12 protein-coding genes are annotated in these 15,755 nt (G+C 48.2%); 3 read left to right on the top strand and 9 right to left on the bottom strand.

Annotated features, from left to right (window positions below; all coding sequences use genetic code 11):
• Window positions 1-174 precede the first annotated feature (174 nt).
• Together LZU85_RS18090 and LZU85_RS18085 are read left to right on the top strand one after the other, a co-directional pair.
• Window positions 175-1,365 carry a 3-phenylpropionate MFS transporter gene (locus tag LZU85_RS18090; protein WP_013570973.1) on the top strand — a complete coding sequence of 397 codons (1,191 nt, stop codon included), beginning with the start codon at window positions 175-177 and terminating at the stop codon, window positions 1,363-1,365.
• Between the two features lie 92 nt (window positions 1,366-1,457).
• Complete coding sequence (locus LZU85_RS18085; protein ID WP_237288027.1) at window positions 1,458-4,889, top strand: PAS domain-containing hybrid sensor histidine kinase/response regulator; 3,432 nt, start codon at window positions 1,458-1,460, stop codon at window positions 4,887-4,889.
• Between the two features lie 109 nt (window positions 4,890-4,998).
• Here LZU85_RS18085 and LZU85_RS18080 read toward each other — a convergent pair whose 3' ends face one another.
• The 9 genes from LZU85_RS18080 to aspA all read right to left on the bottom strand — a co-directional run bounded on the left by LZU85_RS18080 (window position 4,999) and on the right by aspA (window position 14,903).
• Window positions 4,999-5,460, bottom strand: coding sequence for a DUF6795 domain-containing protein (locus LZU85_RS18080; protein ID WP_237288026.1), 462 nt, complete (start codon window positions 5,458-5,460; stop codon window positions 4,999-5,001).
• A gap of 56 nt (window positions 5,461-5,516) precedes the next feature.
• Entirely contained in the window at window positions 5,517-6,056 is a 540-nt protein-coding gene (locus LZU85_RS18075; RefSeq protein WP_237288025.1) for a DUF6795 domain-containing protein, read from the bottom strand.
• Window positions 6,057-6,258: 202 nt separating this feature from the next.
• The gene (locus LZU85_RS18070; RefSeq protein ID WP_176298303.1) at window positions 6,259-7,962 is read right to left on the bottom strand and encodes a sodium:solute symporter family protein; all 1,704 of its coding nucleotides are present in this window, start codon (window positions 7,960-7,962) and stop codon (window positions 6,259-6,261) included.
• A 12-nt stretch (window positions 7,963-7,974) separates the two neighbouring features.
• The gene (locus LZU85_RS18065; protein WP_011079229.1) at window positions 7,975-8,241 is read right to left on the bottom strand and encodes a DUF4212 domain-containing protein; all 267 of its coding nucleotides are present in this window, start codon (window positions 8,239-8,241) and stop codon (window positions 7,975-7,977) included.
• A 215-nt stretch (window positions 8,242-8,456) separates the two neighbouring features.
• Window positions 8,457-9,080, bottom strand: coding sequence for a MarC family protein (locus tag LZU85_RS18060; protein ID WP_017419764.1), 624 nt, complete (start codon window positions 9,078-9,080; stop codon window positions 8,457-8,459).
• 148 nt (window positions 9,081-9,228) lie between these two features.
• Window positions 9,229-9,864, bottom strand: coding sequence for a response regulator transcription factor (locus LZU85_RS18055; RefSeq protein WP_043877344.1), 636 nt, complete (start codon window positions 9,862-9,864; stop codon window positions 9,229-9,231).
• Between the two features lie 186 nt (window positions 9,865-10,050).
• Complete coding sequence (locus LZU85_RS18050; RefSeq protein WP_176298302.1) at window positions 10,051-11,847, bottom strand: protein-disulfide reductase DsbD; 1,797 nt, start codon at window positions 11,845-11,847, stop codon at window positions 10,051-10,053.
• 142 nt (window positions 11,848-11,989) lie between these two features.
• Window positions 11,990-13,297: an anaerobic C4-dicarboxylate transporter gene (locus LZU85_RS18045; RefSeq protein WP_103199862.1), complete on the bottom strand. Its 1,308-nt coding sequence runs from the start codon at window positions 13,295-13,297 to the stop codon at window positions 11,990-11,992.
• Between the two features lie 154 nt (window positions 13,298-13,451).
• Window positions 13,452-14,903 carry an aspartate ammonia-lyase gene (gene aspA, locus LZU85_RS18040; protein WP_176298300.1) on the bottom strand — a complete coding sequence of 484 codons (1,452 nt, stop codon included), beginning with the start codon at window positions 14,901-14,903 and terminating at the stop codon, window positions 13,452-13,454.
• A 309-nt stretch (window positions 14,904-15,212) separates the two neighbouring features.
• On the opposite strand from aspA, the gene LZU85_RS18035 reads away from it, so the two are divergent.
• Window positions 15,213-15,743: an FxsA family protein gene (locus LZU85_RS18035; RefSeq protein WP_176298299.1), complete on the top strand. Its 531-nt coding sequence runs from the start codon at window positions 15,213-15,215 to the stop codon at window positions 15,741-15,743.
• The last annotated feature ends 12 nt before the right edge of the window (window positions 15,744-15,755 follow it).

Genomic DNA, 15,755 nt, shown 5'->3' with positions numbered 1-15,755 from the left:
GACAAAATTCTCCTGACTCTCCAGACGACTTTGGTCTAATTCACTCCAATTAGGCTGATTAGAGGAAACAATCTGTCGCGGAGAATTCCCTTTTTCTCATCTGCAAGGCAAGTCATAATGGCGCCGATTTTTCTCCCGTCAGCTTTTAGGTCAACAGGCCTTAGGATCACCATCATGTTCAAACCGTCTCCTTATGGATGGATATCGCAGTATTTTCTCGGTTTCTTTTTTGCCTATGGCGTCTATCTGCCATTTTGGTCGCTGTGGTTTAAAGAACAGGGCGTCTCCTCCACTGACATCGGTTTGCTGGTCGGTATCGGCTTAGCGACACGCTGTGTAGCGAACATGGTGATCACGCCACGTATTCACAAGGCTGAGCACATTATGCCGGCGTTACGTTGGCTCAGTTTTGCGGCGTTGATTTTTGTCGGCTTCCACTTCTTTACCGGCGGCAGTTTTTGGCTAATGGCGTTAGCGACGGTACTGTTTAACTTGTGTTGTGGCCCCGTCGTGCCGTTATCCGATGCGCTTGCCAACTACTACGCAAGATTGAAGATGCTCGATTATGGTCGCACCCGTTTGTGGGGCTCGATCGCCTTTATCGCGGGCTCGACCGTGGTGGGGTATCTGATTTCCCTCTATGGTACCGACATGATTCTGTACACCGCCTTGGTTGGGGTGTTTATTTCCTTACTGCTGAGTATGCGCAGTGCCAATGTGATGCCGGTGACGCGCAGCGAGCATCACAGTGAAAGACCGAAACTGACGCAACTGCTGACCGACGGCCCTGTGGTGAAATTTTTGCTACTGGCCGCTCTGATTCAGGGCAGTCACGCCGCCTATTACAGCTTTAGTGCGATTTACTGGCAGCAAGCAGGCCATTCGGAAGAGATCATCGGCTATTTGTGGAGCCTTGGTGTGGTATCGGAAGTGGCGGTGTTTGCGTTGAGCAAGCGCTTGTTTGCGGGCTGGTCGCTGCGTGCGTTGTTTGTCGCGGCATCGATTGGCGTCATGTTGCGCTGGGGCATTACCGCCTCGACCACGCTGTTGTTGGGTTTGGTGTTGGTGCAGTTGCTGCACGGCGTGACGTTTGCGATGGCGCACATCGCAGCCATTCAATACATTCAAAATTCAGAAGAACACAAAATGGTGGCGCTACAAGCCCTGTACAATGCGCTGCCACTGGGGGCCTTTATTGCGGCGATGACGGCCTTTAGTGGTTGGGGCTTCGAGCATTGGGGCGCGAACGTATTCTGGGTGATGGCGGCCATGGGGCTAGTGGCACTGTTCATCAAAGTCGCGCCTGTCACCAGCCAGGTTCAGGACGTTAGCGTGGTGAAAGCGGAGCCCAATGCACAGAATTAATCCTAAGAGATTGAGATTAAAAACTATCCTTAGTTAAATGAAACCTCTCCCGTATGGAGAGGTTTTTTATTGACCAAGAGAAAGGATGTCACATGCAAGGATGGTTGGTGATACCCGTATCGTTAGCGTATTTAGGAGTGTTGTTCCTCATCGCTTGGTATGGAGATAGGCAAAAAAATTGGTTGGCACGTTGGCGCCCTTGGATCTATAGCCTATCGATTGCGGTTTACTGTACCTCTTGGACGTTTTACGGCACGGTGGGGCAGGCGAGCAATAATCCTTGGTCTTTTTTGCCGATCTACATTGCTCCGATTCTGGTCTTTACTCTTGGCTGGCGCGTCTTGGCGCGGCTCATTCTCGTTGCCAAGCGCGAGCACATTACCTCGATTGCGGACTTCATTGCAGCGCGCTATGGCAAATCGCAAGGGCTTGCGGTGGTGGTGACCTTAATCGCTGTGGTGGGAATTTTGCCCTATATCGCTCTGCAATTGCGTGGCATCACCATGGGGCTTGAGATCATCGCGCCTGATCTCTCAAGCCGTTTTGGCTATCAAGACTCAGGCGTTTCTTGGTTTGTGGTAGGGGCACTGGCGGTATTCACCATGCTGTTTGGCACCCGTCATATCGACAACACCGAGCATCACCGCGGCATGATGATGGCGATCGCCTTTGAATCGATCGTTAAGCTGGTGGCGTTTCTCGTGGTGGGAATGTTTATCGTCTGGCTGGCGATGCAACATCAAGAGGTCGATCTCAGCCGTGTGGCCGCTGCCACGTACCAATCGCCCAATATTGCGACCTTGTTGATCCATACCTTGCTGACTATGTTGGCGATTGTCTGTTTGCCGCGTCAGTTTCACACCATGGTGGTGGAAAATGAACGCGCGCAAGATCTGCATACCGCGCGCTGGCTCTTCCCGCTGTATTTGATTTTGATGGGCATTTTTGTGCTGCCGATTGCGTGGGCGGGGCAAAGTTTGCTCTCTGGCAGCCCTGCCGATACTTATGTGATCAGCTTGCCGATGGCGTTTGGCGCCAATGACATTGCTTTATTGGCCTTCCTTGGTGGCACGTCCGCTGCCAGTGGCATGGTGATTGTGTCCACCATCGCGCTCGCCATCATGGTCTCCAACGATTTGGTGATGCCGTTACTGCTGCGTCGCATGCGCCTGTCTAACCGTAATCACCACCATTTTTCAGGTTTACTGCTTCGTATTCGTCGAGCGTTGATTCTGGTGTTGTTAATTGGCGCATGGGGCTTCTATCAAGCGCTGGACGCAATTCACTCGCTCTCAGCAATTGGCTTTCTCTCATTCGCGGCGATCACCCAGTTTGCTCCTGCTTTGATTGGCGGCATGTACTGGCGCCAAGGTAACCGCAAAGGGGTGTATGTCGGTCTGGCGGCGGGCTTTACTTTATGGCTGATTACATTGATGAGCCAAACCGACATGTTGGCCGGGGATGCGCAGAGCAATTTGCTGATTTGGTTGATTACGCCACCAGATGTATTGGGGGAGATGGGCGTGAAGGCCTCTGACTGGGGGATGTTCCTCAGTGTCACCGTCAATGCGCTCTGCTTCCTTGTCGTCTCGATGCTAACACGTCCAAGCCTAAGTGAGCGCTTACAATCGGCGTCGTTTGTTGGTACGCCATTGCCCGAAAATGAAAACATCAGCCTCTATCAAAGCCGTGTCACCGTGGGCGAGTTGGAGATGCTGGCCTCCCGCTTTGTTGGGCGAAATCGGGTGAAAAATGCCTTTGCTCACTATTGGTCGCAGCAAAGAGAAACCTTATTGCCGAACCAACAAGCTCCCTCGACCTTGATTCGTCATACTGAGCGGGTATTGGCGGGGGTGTTTGGTGCTTCGTCGGCGAAGTTAGTCCTTACTTCTGCGCTGCAAGGCAGAAACATGCAACTGGAGGAAGTCGCAACCATCGTGGATGAAGCGTCTGAGTTGTATGATTTTAGCCGTGGCTTATTGCAAGGGGCGATTGAGCATATTGGTCAAGGCATTGCCGTGGTGGACAAACAGCTTCGGCTGGTGGCATGGAATCAACGCTATTTGGAGCTGTTTGAGTTTCCGCCGGGGCTGATACAAGTGGGCAGGCCGATTGCCGATGTGATTCGCCATAATGCTGAGCAGGGTTTATGTGGCCCGGGAGACCCAGAAGATCATGTGCGTCGTAGAGTCTATCATTTGGAACAAGGCTCGCGGCATACCTCGTCACGCATTCGCCCCGATGGACGCGTGATTGAAGTGCAAGGCAACCCCATGCCCGGCGGCGGCTTTGTGATGAGCTTTACCGACATCACCGTGTTCCGTGATGCAGAACAAGCACTGAAAGAAGCCAATGAAACGCTCGAAGAACGTGTTCATTTACGTACAAGAGAGCTTGAGCAGTTGAATAAACAGCTGGTGGTGGCGACACAACGTTCGGATCTGGAATCGCGCTCTAAATCGCGTTTTTTGGCGGCCGTGAGCCACGACTTGATGCAACCACTCAACGCGGCGCGTCTGTTTGCCTCATCACTCTCGGAAGTGACTAAGGACGATGAAAGCCGCAAGCTAGCGCATCACATTGAAAGTGCTCTCGGGGCTGCGGAAGATTTGATTGGTGATTTGTTGGATATCTCGCGACTGGAATCGGGTAAGTTGGATGTACACGTACACGGTTTTGCCATCAATGATGTGTTGTCGAATTTGAATGCGGAATTTAGCGCACTGGCCAAACAACAAGGCATCGAGTTCTGCATGATCCCGTCGTCACTCAATGTCACGTCTGATCCAAAATTGCTGCGCCGTGTGGTGCAGAACTTCCTGACCAATGCGTTTCGATATAGTCCTAATGGCAAGGTAGCGCTTGGGGTGCGCCGAGTCGGTGAACGTGTGCGTATCGATGTATGGGATAACGGGATGGGCATTGAAGAAGATAAGCAACAAGAGATCTTCGAAGAGTTCAACCGAGGCACCCAAGTGCGCGCTGATCAGGGATTGGGGTTAGGGCTCGCTATTTCCAAAGGCATCGCGCAAGTGTTGGGGCATGAGATTTCGATGCGTTCATGGCATGGCCGCGGCAGTGTGTTTTCTATTACTCTGGATCGTGCTCAGCAAGTGCAAGCGTTGCCGACGGCAGAGCCTGCCCAAGCGCACTCTGAGTTAAGTCACTTACGTATTTTGTGTGTCGATAATGAGCCCGATATTTTGGTTGGCATGGAGAATCTGCTGGCGCGTTGGGGGTGTGAAGTGAAAACCGCTACTGACATTGTGCAAAGTTTGAAAGCACTGGACGGTGGTTGGCATCCGGATGTCATTTTCTCCGACTATCGTCTTGATGAAGGTCGCACAGGTTTAGAAGTGCTCCAGCAATGTAAGCTTAGATTGGGCAGCCGTTTTGAAGGGGTGATCATCAGCGCCGATCGCACCGATGACATGATGCAAGGCATCAAAGCCAATGGTTTTAGCTTTATAGCCAAACCCGTTAAACCGCTCAAGTTGAGAGCGGTGTTGAACCGAGTGGCGTGAGGTGCCTTCTCCAAAAAGAGCTGCCATGGTTGGTATTAAAATGGCAGCTCTTTGTGATTGTCTTGGCTAAGAAAAAAGTTGTGTTGATACGCCAATAATGATCACCTGCTTAATTCTCTATATATCCTGACTCTAATGCACCATGAAGGTCGCAGATAGTATGAACTTCATACCCATCATGATCTTTTTTCTTAGCATCAAATATAAAATATTTCTCTTTTGAATTAATGTCGCAAGTGAGATTGGATAAATTTTCTGACATGAAAGTAAATATGCTATATCCAGGTAAATATGAACGCCATAAGTATTTGTATTCAAGGTCACGTTTTATGCTTAATGATGTGCTGACCATTTTGGGGTCAAAAATGCTTGGTGTCTTTATTGTTGAAATACTGACAGCTTCAAAAAAGAACTCACCATTTTGGTTAGTGTGTGCTTTTAGCTCTTTTGTCTCATTCAGAGCGCTGATTTCTAAAGTAACTTCAATATTTACCGCAGGGATACCATGATTAAAAATTCTTCCGTGAATTTTGGGTGTTAAGTCAAATATGTTTTGTTTAAATATTTCCATAGCGGAGACCTGACATGAGATGATTAAAAAATAAGTTTATTATTAAATTATTGATTTTAAATGATTTTATTTCGATATTTATACCCTCCAATATCACATCGGCTCAGTGGCATTGCATCGACCCCATTAGGTGCTACAGGATTTTTAAAATAGTACTCATACACAGGTGAGTTTAAGTTGCATTTAAAGTTACCAAGATTATTAGTAATGAAGTCATAAGGCTTATCGTAGCTAAGCTGAGAGTGCCAGATGTATATCTTTTTTTCTTCTACAAGCAAGTAAATACCAAAGTAAGAGTAAGCCTGATTTAACGGGGATTTCTTCAACCATTGAGCATGAATCATGGGGTTAAAATGGAAATACCCATTCAGATTAGTTTTGGTTTTATCGTTATATCGATGTTTTAAAAAAGAACCTTCAAGATAAACGTCTCTATTCGCAAATGCTTGTCCGTCTTGAGTAAGGTGTCCAGAGACCTCTGGACTTAAGACATACTCATTTTTTTTAAATAAATCAAAAATACTCAACATATTACCTTGACTTGTTAGTGGGAAAGAAACTAAGAGCAGGGTTAATATTATCTTAGTGATTTTCATTTTTAGTCCGAAAACAAATGGTGACTAATATATAGGATGTTTTTTCTTGATAAGAAAGAATGTTTTTTTTTTGAGATTAATATCGTGTTTGTTGTGTAATTAATAAGTTTGATACTTTGTACACAACAAAAAGCCGATGCAGTTGCATCGGCTTTGCTTTTCCTCGGAGCTTAATCCCTACAATAAAGCTCTAAAGTGTGGATCAATGGTCGTGAGCTGCGCCAGCTCCTTTCGGGTAGCGGATAGACTCAACCATTTCTTGTACGTCTGCTGGTACTTCAGCGGTAAATTTGTTTACCACAATCGCCACTGCAAAGTTCAGACACATACCTAGTGTACCAATACCCTCTGGGCTGATACCGAACCACCAGTTGTCCGGTGTGCTCGCTGCTGGGTTGATGAACTTGAAGTACACGATGTAAGCCGCAGTGAAAAAGATCCCTGATAGCATACCTGCAATTGCGCCTTCTTTGTTCATCTTCTTATAGAAGATGCCCAAGATAATCGCAGGGAAGAAGGACGAGGCTGCCAATCCGAAGGCGAATGCCACAACCTGTGCTACAAAGCCTGGAGGGTTAATACCCAAGTAGCCCGCACCGACGATGGCAATCGCTGATGCAATCCGCGCGGCCATTAACTCCTGTTTATCGGTCATATTGGGCCTAAAGCCTTTCTTCAACAAGTCATGCGAAATGGCGGTTGAGATAACCAATAGTAGGCCTGCTGCGGTAGAGAGTGCTGCTGCCAGACCACCCGCTGCCAATAGTGCGACAACCCAGTTTGGTAGTTTTGCTAGTTCTGGAGAAGCCAGTACGATGATATCGCGGTTGATCTTCATCTCGTTGCGCTCATCGCCAGAGTAGAACATCTTGCCATCGCCATTCTTGTCTTCCCAAGCCACTAGGCCAGTGCTTTCCCAGTTTTTGTACCAGCTCGGTGCTTCTGTGCCTGCGACACCTTGCATGTCTGGACCATTGATGGTGTCGATCATGTTAACGCGTGCAAATGCTGCCACAGCCGGTGCGGTGGTATAAAGAATCGCGATGAACACCAATGCCCAACCAGCAGAGATACGCGCATCAGATACTTTCGGTACGGTAAAGAAGCGAATAATAACGTGTGGAAGACCGGCAGTACCTACCATGAGCGCCGCACAGATGAAGAAGACGTCAACCATGCTCTTCGACCCATCGGTATAGGCGGTGAAGCCGAGCTCCTGTGTTAGACCATCCAGTTTGGTGAGTAGATACTCATCGCTCCCTGCCATGGTCGAACCAAAGCCAAGCTGAGGTACAGGGTTACCTGTCATCATCAAGGAAGTGAAGATCGCCGGAACCATGAAGGCAAAGATAAGCACACAGTATTGCGCTACCTGCGTATAGGTGATGCCCTTCATGCCGCCCATAACCGCGTAGAAGAACACGATCGCCATACCGATGATGATACCCATGTTGATATCAACTTCGAGGAAGCGTGCGAATACCACACCCACACCACGCATTTGACCAGCAACGTAAGTAAACGATACGAAAATAGCACAGAATACCGCAACCAAACGTGCCGTTCTTGAGTAGTAACGGTCGCCGATGAAATCTGGCACGGTGAACTTACCAAACTTACGTAGATAAGGGGCTAAACAAAGGGCGAGAAGTACGTAGCCACCGGTCCAACCCATCAGGTATACCGTACCATCGTAGCCGATGAACGAGATAATACCTGCCATAGAGATAAATGATGCCGCAGACATCCAGTCCGCTGCGGTTGCCATGCCGTTGGCGACTGGGTGAACACCACCACCAGCAACATAGAATTCACTGGTTGATCCCGCACGGGCCCAGATTGCGATGCCGATATACAGAGCAAAAGTGATACCGACAAGAATAAACGTCCAAGTTTGAATATCCATTTCCTAAACCTCTTAGTCTTCCTGCACGTTGTACTTCTTGTCCAGCGCATTCATGCGGACAACGTAGACAAAGATCAGCGCCACAAAGGTGTAGATCGACCCTTGCTGAGCGAACCAAAATCCGAGCTTGAAGCCACCAAACTGAATGGCATTAAGTGCATCGACAAATAAAATTCCAGCGCCGTATGACACTAAAAACCATACTGCTAGCAGTGATCCCATGATCCCCAAGTTTTCCTTCCAGTAGGCTTGAGCATGTTCTGTTGATTCGAACGCCATGGCCTTCTCCTTGTGTTTCTCGTCTGAATAGATAAGTGTTAACGTAATGTTACGTTTCCTAAGATAGCAGTGTTGAGTCAAGGGATCTGTGCAACTTTAGTCGGGGCGGTAAAAAGCAAAAACGCCCGAAAAATGGGCGTTTAGTGAGATGGATAGCAGAATTGAGGATGTTAATTTGATGTTAAATTAGCCAAAGGTCTAAAACATCGTACGTGCTACAGGTAAAAATCTTTAATGCCTTGCAGCAAATTGTTGAGTGCGACGGCGGCGAGGATCAAACCCATCACACGGCTGATGATGGCAGCGCCAACATTGCCAATCCATTTTTGAATCGTGTTGGCTCCGAGTAACAGAACCAGTGTGATCAATAGTACTGCCATCATCACCGCTGCGGTCATCGCTTGATCAGCAAAGGAATAGCGATGGTTGTCTGTCAGCATCACCACCGCCATCATAGCGCCAGGTGACGCGATGGAAGGAATGGCCAGCGGGTAGACGGCCAAATCTGCGAGGGCGGATTTATCCAACTCTTCGCTTAGCTTCTGCTCTTGCTCAGGTTTACTTTCACCGAAAATCATACTCAGTGCGAATAGCAATAAAACCAGCCCCCCCGCAGCCTGAAAGGCGGGTAGTGGGATCTGCATCGCTTCAAGCAGCATTTGCCCGGCGATTAAGAAAAACAGCAATACCCCTGCTGAGATACCAACAGCTTTGAGCGCGACGAGACGACGCTGCTTGGCGGTCAGGTGTTGGGTTTGCGAAAGATAAACAGGCACTGAACCAACAGGGTCAATCACGGCCCAAAGAACAACAAATTGAGTGATGAGAATACTGAGCAAGGTATGGCCTCCCAGAGTTAATAACAGAGGGATGAAAAAGACAGCCCATTTGGCTGCCGAGGTATTTTACTCAAGGTATTAAACATTTGCGTCATTAAAATGTGAACTAATATAACGAAAACTTCTGAATACCGAGTTTGGCGTTGAGTTATTGCTCGGGCTCTAGCTGCTGTAACAAGATCACAGCTTGGGTACGATTTTTCACCCCAAGTTTGCGGAAAATAGCCGTCATATGTGCTTTGATGGTGGCCTCAGAAACATTCAGCTCATAAGCAATTTGCTTGTTGAGCAAACCATCGGAAAGCATCCCCAGTACTTTGTATTGCTGTGGTGTTAACGCGGCGATTTTCTCGGCTAAGTCATTACAGGCGGCGTTATTGGTGATCAATCCTTCAGGGAAATAAGGATCGCCATTGAGCACTTGGTTCAGCGCGGAAACCAGTGTGCGCATATCACTCGATTTAGGAATAAAGCCAAAAGCACCGTGGCTTTTCACTTGTGTGACCACCGCCGGTTCTTCACTGGCGGAGACCACAACGATGGGCAGGTCGGGATACTCTGCACGGAGATGGATCAAACCTGACATGCCATTGGCTCCAGGCATTTTGAGGTCAAGCAGCAGTAAATCCGGCTCTTCTTCGCGCATAAGCAGGTTCAGCAACGCATCGAGTGAGTCGGCTTCTAGCAAATTGGCCCCACTGACCGCCATATGCACAGATTGAAACAGCGCATTACGGAACAGGGGGTGATCATCGGCGATGATGATGGTGTAGGTCGAATCCATGACGTTAAACACTTTTAACTATTTCGTTAATGGAATTATTGCAGCTTTAAGAGTGTGGACAATCTTTATACGCTAAAAGTCTGATGTAAATCGACTTTTATTAGAGAGTTTGCATATACCTCCGTTGTGAAGGTGAGAATGTGGTAAGAAAAAACGCCAGCAAGGTTTTGCTGGCGTTTGAATCGGTTAGTTGGAAATTCGTTGAATATGCTCCAAGAAAGGTGCCGCTTGCATAAAGCCAGTGAGTCGAGCGTTTGAAACCGGATTACCTTGCGCATCCCAAAAATCGATCGTCGGTAGGCCGAGCACTTGTTGGGCCTGTAGCAGCTCAATGTCCTGTGCTTGGTTACGTGTCACGTCGGCTTGAAGCAACACAAATTGTTTGAGTTGAGCTGCCACGGCTGGATCGTGGAAAGTGTATTTCTCGAACTCTTTACACGCCACACACCAATCGGCATAAAAATCGAGCATCACAGGTTTTTGGGCTTGCTTGGCTAACGCCAATTGTTGTTGAAGCTCTTCGACGTTGCGGATTTTAATAAAGCTCACTTCGCTGGTTTGAGCCTGTTGAGTGCTGTCGGCAAACCAATAATTGAGGGCAGGCTGAGCGGACGCAAACAGACCCAGCACGGCAATGATGCCCACCGAGCTTTGCTTCCAACCACCAAACTCCAAACTATTTTTCACATGGTAAAGCCAGCCAAACGCCGCGATACCCAAGGCAGACCACAGCGCGGTTGACCACATTTCAGGAAGGATGCGCTCCAATAGGAAGATTGGCGCTGCCAGCAATACAAAACCAAACAGCGTTTTAACGCGATCCATCCAACCGCCCGCTTTGGGGAGCAGTTTATTGCCAAACACCGCGACTAAAATCAAAGGGATACCCATGCCCATGGCTAAGGCATACAGCGCAACGCCCCCCGTTAAGAGATCACCACTTTGTGCCACGTACAGCAGTGCCCCAGAAAGTGGGGCGGTGGTACAAGGCGAGCATACCAAACCGGAAATGGCACCCATGGCAAAAACACCTGCACTGCTGCCACCTTGCTGCTTATTACTCAAATTGTTCAGCCAAGTTTGTACGCTGCTAGGCAGTTGTAGGGTGTACACCCCAAACATGGAGAGCGCTAAGGTGACAAAAAGAATACTCAGGCCGATCAACACATAAGGGTGCTGCATGGCGGCTTGGAATTGCAAGCCAGCGGAAGCGACAACCAGACCCAGTAAGGTATAGGTCAGTGCCATGCCTTGAACATAGATCAGAGAGAGCCCAAGCGCGCGTCGCTGACTCAGTTTACCGCTGCCTAATACGATGCTGGTCAGAATCGGGTACATCGGCAATACGCAAGGGGTAAAGGCCAAGCCAACACCCAGTGCCAAAAACAGCAGTGGCGTCCACCAGTTATCGGCTAAGCCTGAAGCCAACTGATCTTGCTGGGTCAGAGGTTGAGGCGTTGATGTGTTCGCTGTTGATGTATCGAGAGGGCTGGCGGTTTGTGCCGGCAGCGTTGCTGGTGCCATGTCTCCATTGGTAAACGAGGTAATGTCGATCACTCGTGTTTCAGGTGGATAGCAAAAGCCCGCTTTGGCACAGCCTTGGTATTGTACGATCAATTTTGCGCCCGGCTGCCAGTCTTGCATTGGGATGTTAACGAACAATGGGTTGGTATAAATATTCACATCGCCAAAAAATTCATCACGGTAGGGCTGACCGTTTTCCATTTGGATGTCACCCAATACAACGTTTTCTGCGCTAAATGAAAGACGCTGTTGATAGAGGTAGTAACCCTCTTTGACTTGCCAGTCTAGGGTGATGCGGTGATCTTGTTGGAAATAGTTAAAAGGAAAAGCCTGATCAACAGGCACAAAATCATTCGAGCCAGAAGCAAAACTGCTGTTTTGGTTATTGCCAAACAGCGCCATGGCGGGTGAGGAAAGCACAAGCAATCCAGCAACAAAGAAAGTCAATAATGCGCGCATAGTGAACAAAATATGGGAGTGAATGGAGTGAGTCTAACCCAATCAGACCCAGAAACGGTGCAGAAAGTTTCAACGATAGGGAGGTTATGTGCAGAAAATTAAAAAAGGGAGCCGAAGCTCCCATGAGTAAGACTCGTTTTACTTAGATAAACAGGCTACCGAAGGCAAAGCCAAGCGCAACTGCAGAAGCGATGGTCACCACACCTGGAATAAAGAATGGGTGGTTGAACACGTACTTACCAATGCGAGTTGAACCCGTATCATCCATCTCTACTGCAGCCAGTAGCGTTGGGTAAGTCGGTAGAACAAACAGTGCACTCACGGCTGCAAAAGAAGCGACTGCAGTGAGTGGCGCAACGCCAATCGCCAGTGCCGCAGGCATAAGCGCAACCGTGGTCGCACCTTGCGAGTACAGCAGCATAGAGGCAAAGAACAGCACCAATGCTAGCATCCAAGGATAGTCAGACAGCAAAGCACCAGCGACATCTTTAATGCCATCGACGTGAGCATTAACGAAGGTAGAACCTAACCAAGCCACGCCCAGTACACACACACACGCTGTCATACCTGAGCGGAACGTCGCTGCCGAAGGGATTTTCGATGCATCGATCTTAGTGAACATCACAATCGCGGCCGCAGCAGCCAACATCACTGTCATGATCGCTTCGTTACGGCCAAGTGCCGGGTCAACAATTAAACCAACCGATTTTGAAATTGCTGCCGCATAACAAACCACAAACGCAATCGCGCCAAGGAAGATGTAAGTCGCGGTTTTTGCGGTAGGTAGAATTTCACGTTGTTTCTCGGTGCTGAGTTTGATCAGGCCTTTTGCAAGGCGTTCTTGATACTCAGCATCGTCTTTCAGCTCACCACCCATGTAGTTCGCCACCAAAGCACCGATCATACACGCCACAAAAGTGGTTGGGATACAAACCGCAAGCAGCGTTAAGTAGTCCACACCAAATGGCGCCAGCATGGCCGCAAACGCCACCACTGCCGCAGAAATAGGGGACGCGGTAATGGCAATTTGCGATGCGACAACGGCAATCGACAATGGGCGAGAAGGACGCACACCTTGGCCTTTTGCCACTTCGGCAATCACAGGAAGCGTCGAGAACGCGGTATGACCGGTACCTGCCATCAACGTCATTAAGAAAGTGACGATAGGCGCGTAGAAGGTAATACGTTCAGGATGTTTGCGCAGGAAGTTTTCCGCGATTTGAACCAGCCAGTCCATACCGCCAGCCACTTGCATTGCCGCAATGGCCGTGATCACAGACATGATGATCAAAATAACGTCAACAGGAATAAATGCTTGTTTGGTCGGTACACCAAGGACCAGTGACAGGACAATAACGCCCGCACCCCCCGCTAAACCGATACCAATACCACCAATTCGTGCCCCTAAATAGATAAAGAGCAGAACGACTAATAACTCGACCGCTACCATAGATTGTTACCTCATATTTTTGTTGAATCTGATTAGCGAAACGCTTTGTCGAAAGCGCTTGAATAATCAGAACTAAAATAAATACTTGTTATTATTATGGTTATTAATAAAGAACGGCAAAAAGGGCCCACTAAGGAGCCCTTTCTCTTTACGATTACTCGTAACGTTTTGCTTTGTAAGTTGGGTGCATGAAGTTTTGCACAGACAGGATGTCATCCAACTCTTCAGATGTCAGCAAGCCACGCTCAAGCACCACTTCACGGACGCTCTTACCGGTTTCCGCACAAATCTTACCAACGATGTCGCCTTCGTGGTGGCCGATGTATGGGTTTAGATAAGTGACGATACCGATCGAGTTGTAAACGTAGTTTTCACAGACTTCTTTGTTTACTGTGATGCCGTCGATACATTTGTCACGTAGGTTCACACACGCGTTTTGTAGCAGTGAAATCGATTCAAACATCGCTTGACCAATCACAGGCTCCATTACGTTCAGCTGTAGCTGACCGCCTTCGGCTGCGAAAGAAATCGTGTTGTCGTTACCCAGTACTTTGAAACACACTTGGTTAACCACTTCTGGGATAACTGGGTTAACTTTTGCTGGCATGATGGAAGAACCGGCTTGCATTTCTGGCAAGTTAAGTTCGTTCAAACCAGCGCGAGGACCAGAAGAAAGCAGACGCAAGTCGTTACAGATCTTAGACAATTTCACCGCTAGGCGTTTTAGCGCGCCGTGTGCCATTACGTAAGCACCACAGTCTGAAGTTGCTTCGATAAGGTCTTCTGCTGGAACCACTGCTAGGCCAGTCACTTCCGCTAGGTGTTTCACGGCAAGTGCTTGGTAACCAGGAGGTGTGTTCAAGCCAGTACCGATTGCCGTTGCACCTAGGTTCACTTCAAGAAGTAGCTTCGAGGTGTAGTCTAGCGCACGGATCTCTTCGTTTAACGTCACAGCCCAAGCGTGAAACTCTTGACCGACAGTCATTGGAACTGCATCTTGCAACTGAGTACGGCCCATTTTTAGGATGCCGTTGAACTCTTGAGATTTCAGCTCAAACGCACCTTTTAGGTATTCAATCGCTTCCATCAATTTATGGATGCTGTTGTAAACCGCGATACGGAAGCCCGTTGGGTAGGCACAGTTGGTAGATTGGCTCTTGTTCACGTGATCATTTGGGTTCACCACGTCGTAATCGCCTTTCTCTTTACCCATTAGTTCGAGAGCAATGTTGGCAAGCACTTCGTTGGTGTTCATGTTCACAGAAGTGCCCGCACCGCCTTGGAATACGTCTGATGGGAACTGATCCATGCATTTGCCGGTTTCCAACATTAGGTCACACGCTTGAATGATGTAATCCGCTACATTCTTAGGAATTGCGCCCAACTCTTTGTTGGCAAGTGCAGCGGCTTTTTTGGTCATGACCATGCCGCGAACAAATTCTGGCACGTCAGAAATCGTTACGTTTGAGATGTTGAAGTTTTCGATGGCGCGCAGCGTGTGGATACCGTAGTAAGCGTCAGCCGGAACGTGACGTTGGCCTAATAGATCTTCTTCAATACGAGTGGCCGGAGTTGATGCTTTTGGAGCTTCAGTTAGGGTAGCCATAACAGGATCCTTAGATAATAATTCTGATATTTAAGTGATTGGTTAGCCATTTTCTGCAATCAGAATCCATTCATCAGAGTATTTGGCTGTAAAATCCGTCCTGACTTATGTGGCACATGATACTGTACCTTGCGCATAAAAATAGTAAGTGGATCACCTTTTTCGCTTTTATTTCGTCAATATTTTGCAAAGTATGAACAGCATATGAATAACTCTAAAGGGGTAGTCAAAAAACACGCATTTTTACAGGATAAATTTGAGTCACTGCACGATTTGCCATTACACTAAAATCAACCAAGGGGGGATCTCGTGTTTCCAATATTATTACTACTGTTTATCTGTGTGCCCATTGTTGAGATCGCTCTCTTCATTCAAGTTGGTGGCTTTATCGGTTTATGGCCGACAATTGGCTTAGTGCTGATTACGGCGTTTGTTGGGGCGTCTTTGGTTCGCAGTCAGGGGTTGCAAACTCTGATGTCGGTGCAACAACGTTTGCAGCAAGGTGAATTACCTGCGCAACAGATTGTCGAAGGTGTGATGCTGGCGGTGTCGGGCGTATTGTTGCTCACTCCAGGCTTTATGACCGATGCCATGGGCATGATGGTGTTGATTCCAGGTCCAAGAGCTGCGATTGCCCGCTACTTGATGAGCAAGGTAGTGGTGAATGGTGCAGGCGGTGGTTTTCACTCTCACTATCATAGCGAAGGCTTCGACCGCAGCCCGTTCGAACAAGACCCGTTTTATCGTCAGCCTTTTAATGATGGTAAGCAAGGCCAGACGTTCGAAGGGGAATATGAAAGCAAAGACAAACAAGACGATGAACAGAATCGTCTGCGTTAATTTGAACAAATT

The organism is Vibrio floridensis, from assembly GCF_021852965.1.
Taxonomy (GTDB): Bacteria; Pseudomonadota; Gammaproteobacteria; order Enterobacterales; family Vibrionaceae; genus Vibrio; species Vibrio floridensis.
Note: the sequence above shows the minus strand (reverse complement) of the source record. Positions and strands in the feature narration are given on the sequence as shown.

Excerpts from the sequence above, each read along its gene's own strand:
- LZU85_RS18075 (WP_237288025.1), bottom strand. The coding sequence starts at position 6,056 with ATGAAAATCACTAAGATAATATTAACCCTGCTCTTAGTTTCTTTCCCA.
- LZU85_RS18085 (WP_237288027.1), top strand. The coding sequence starts at position 1,458 with ATGCAAGGATGGTTGGTGATACCCGTATCGTTAGCGTATTTAGGAGTG.
- LZU85_RS18070 (WP_176298303.1), bottom strand. The coding sequence starts at position 7,962 with ATGGATATTCAAACTTGGACGTTTATTCTTGTCGGTATCACTTTTGCT.
- LZU85_RS18090 (WP_013570973.1), top strand. The coding sequence starts at position 175 with ATGTTCAAACCGTCTCCTTATGGATGGATATCGCAGTATTTTCTCGGT.
- LZU85_RS18045 (WP_103199862.1), bottom strand. The coding sequence starts at position 13,297 with ATGGTAGCGGTCGAGTTATTAGTCGTTCTGCTCTTTATCTATTTAGGG.
- LZU85_RS18050 (WP_176298302.1), bottom strand. The coding sequence starts at position 11,847 with ATGCGCGCATTATTGACTTTCTTTGTTGCTGGATTGCTTGTGCTTTCC.
- aspA (WP_176298300.1), bottom strand. The coding sequence starts at position 14,903 with ATGGCTACCCTAACTGAAGCTCCAAAAGCATCAACTCCGGCCACTCGT.
- LZU85_RS18065 (WP_011079229.1), bottom strand. The coding sequence starts at position 8,241 with ATGGCGTTCGAATCAACAGAACATGCTCAAGCCTACTGGAAGGAAAAC.
- LZU85_RS18080 (WP_237288026.1), bottom strand. The coding sequence starts at position 5,460 with ATGGAAATATTTAAACAAAACATATTTGACTTAACACCCAAAATTCAC.
- LZU85_RS18055 (WP_043877344.1), bottom strand. The coding sequence starts at position 9,864 with ATGGATTCGACCTACACCATCATCATCGCCGATGATCACCCCCTGTTC.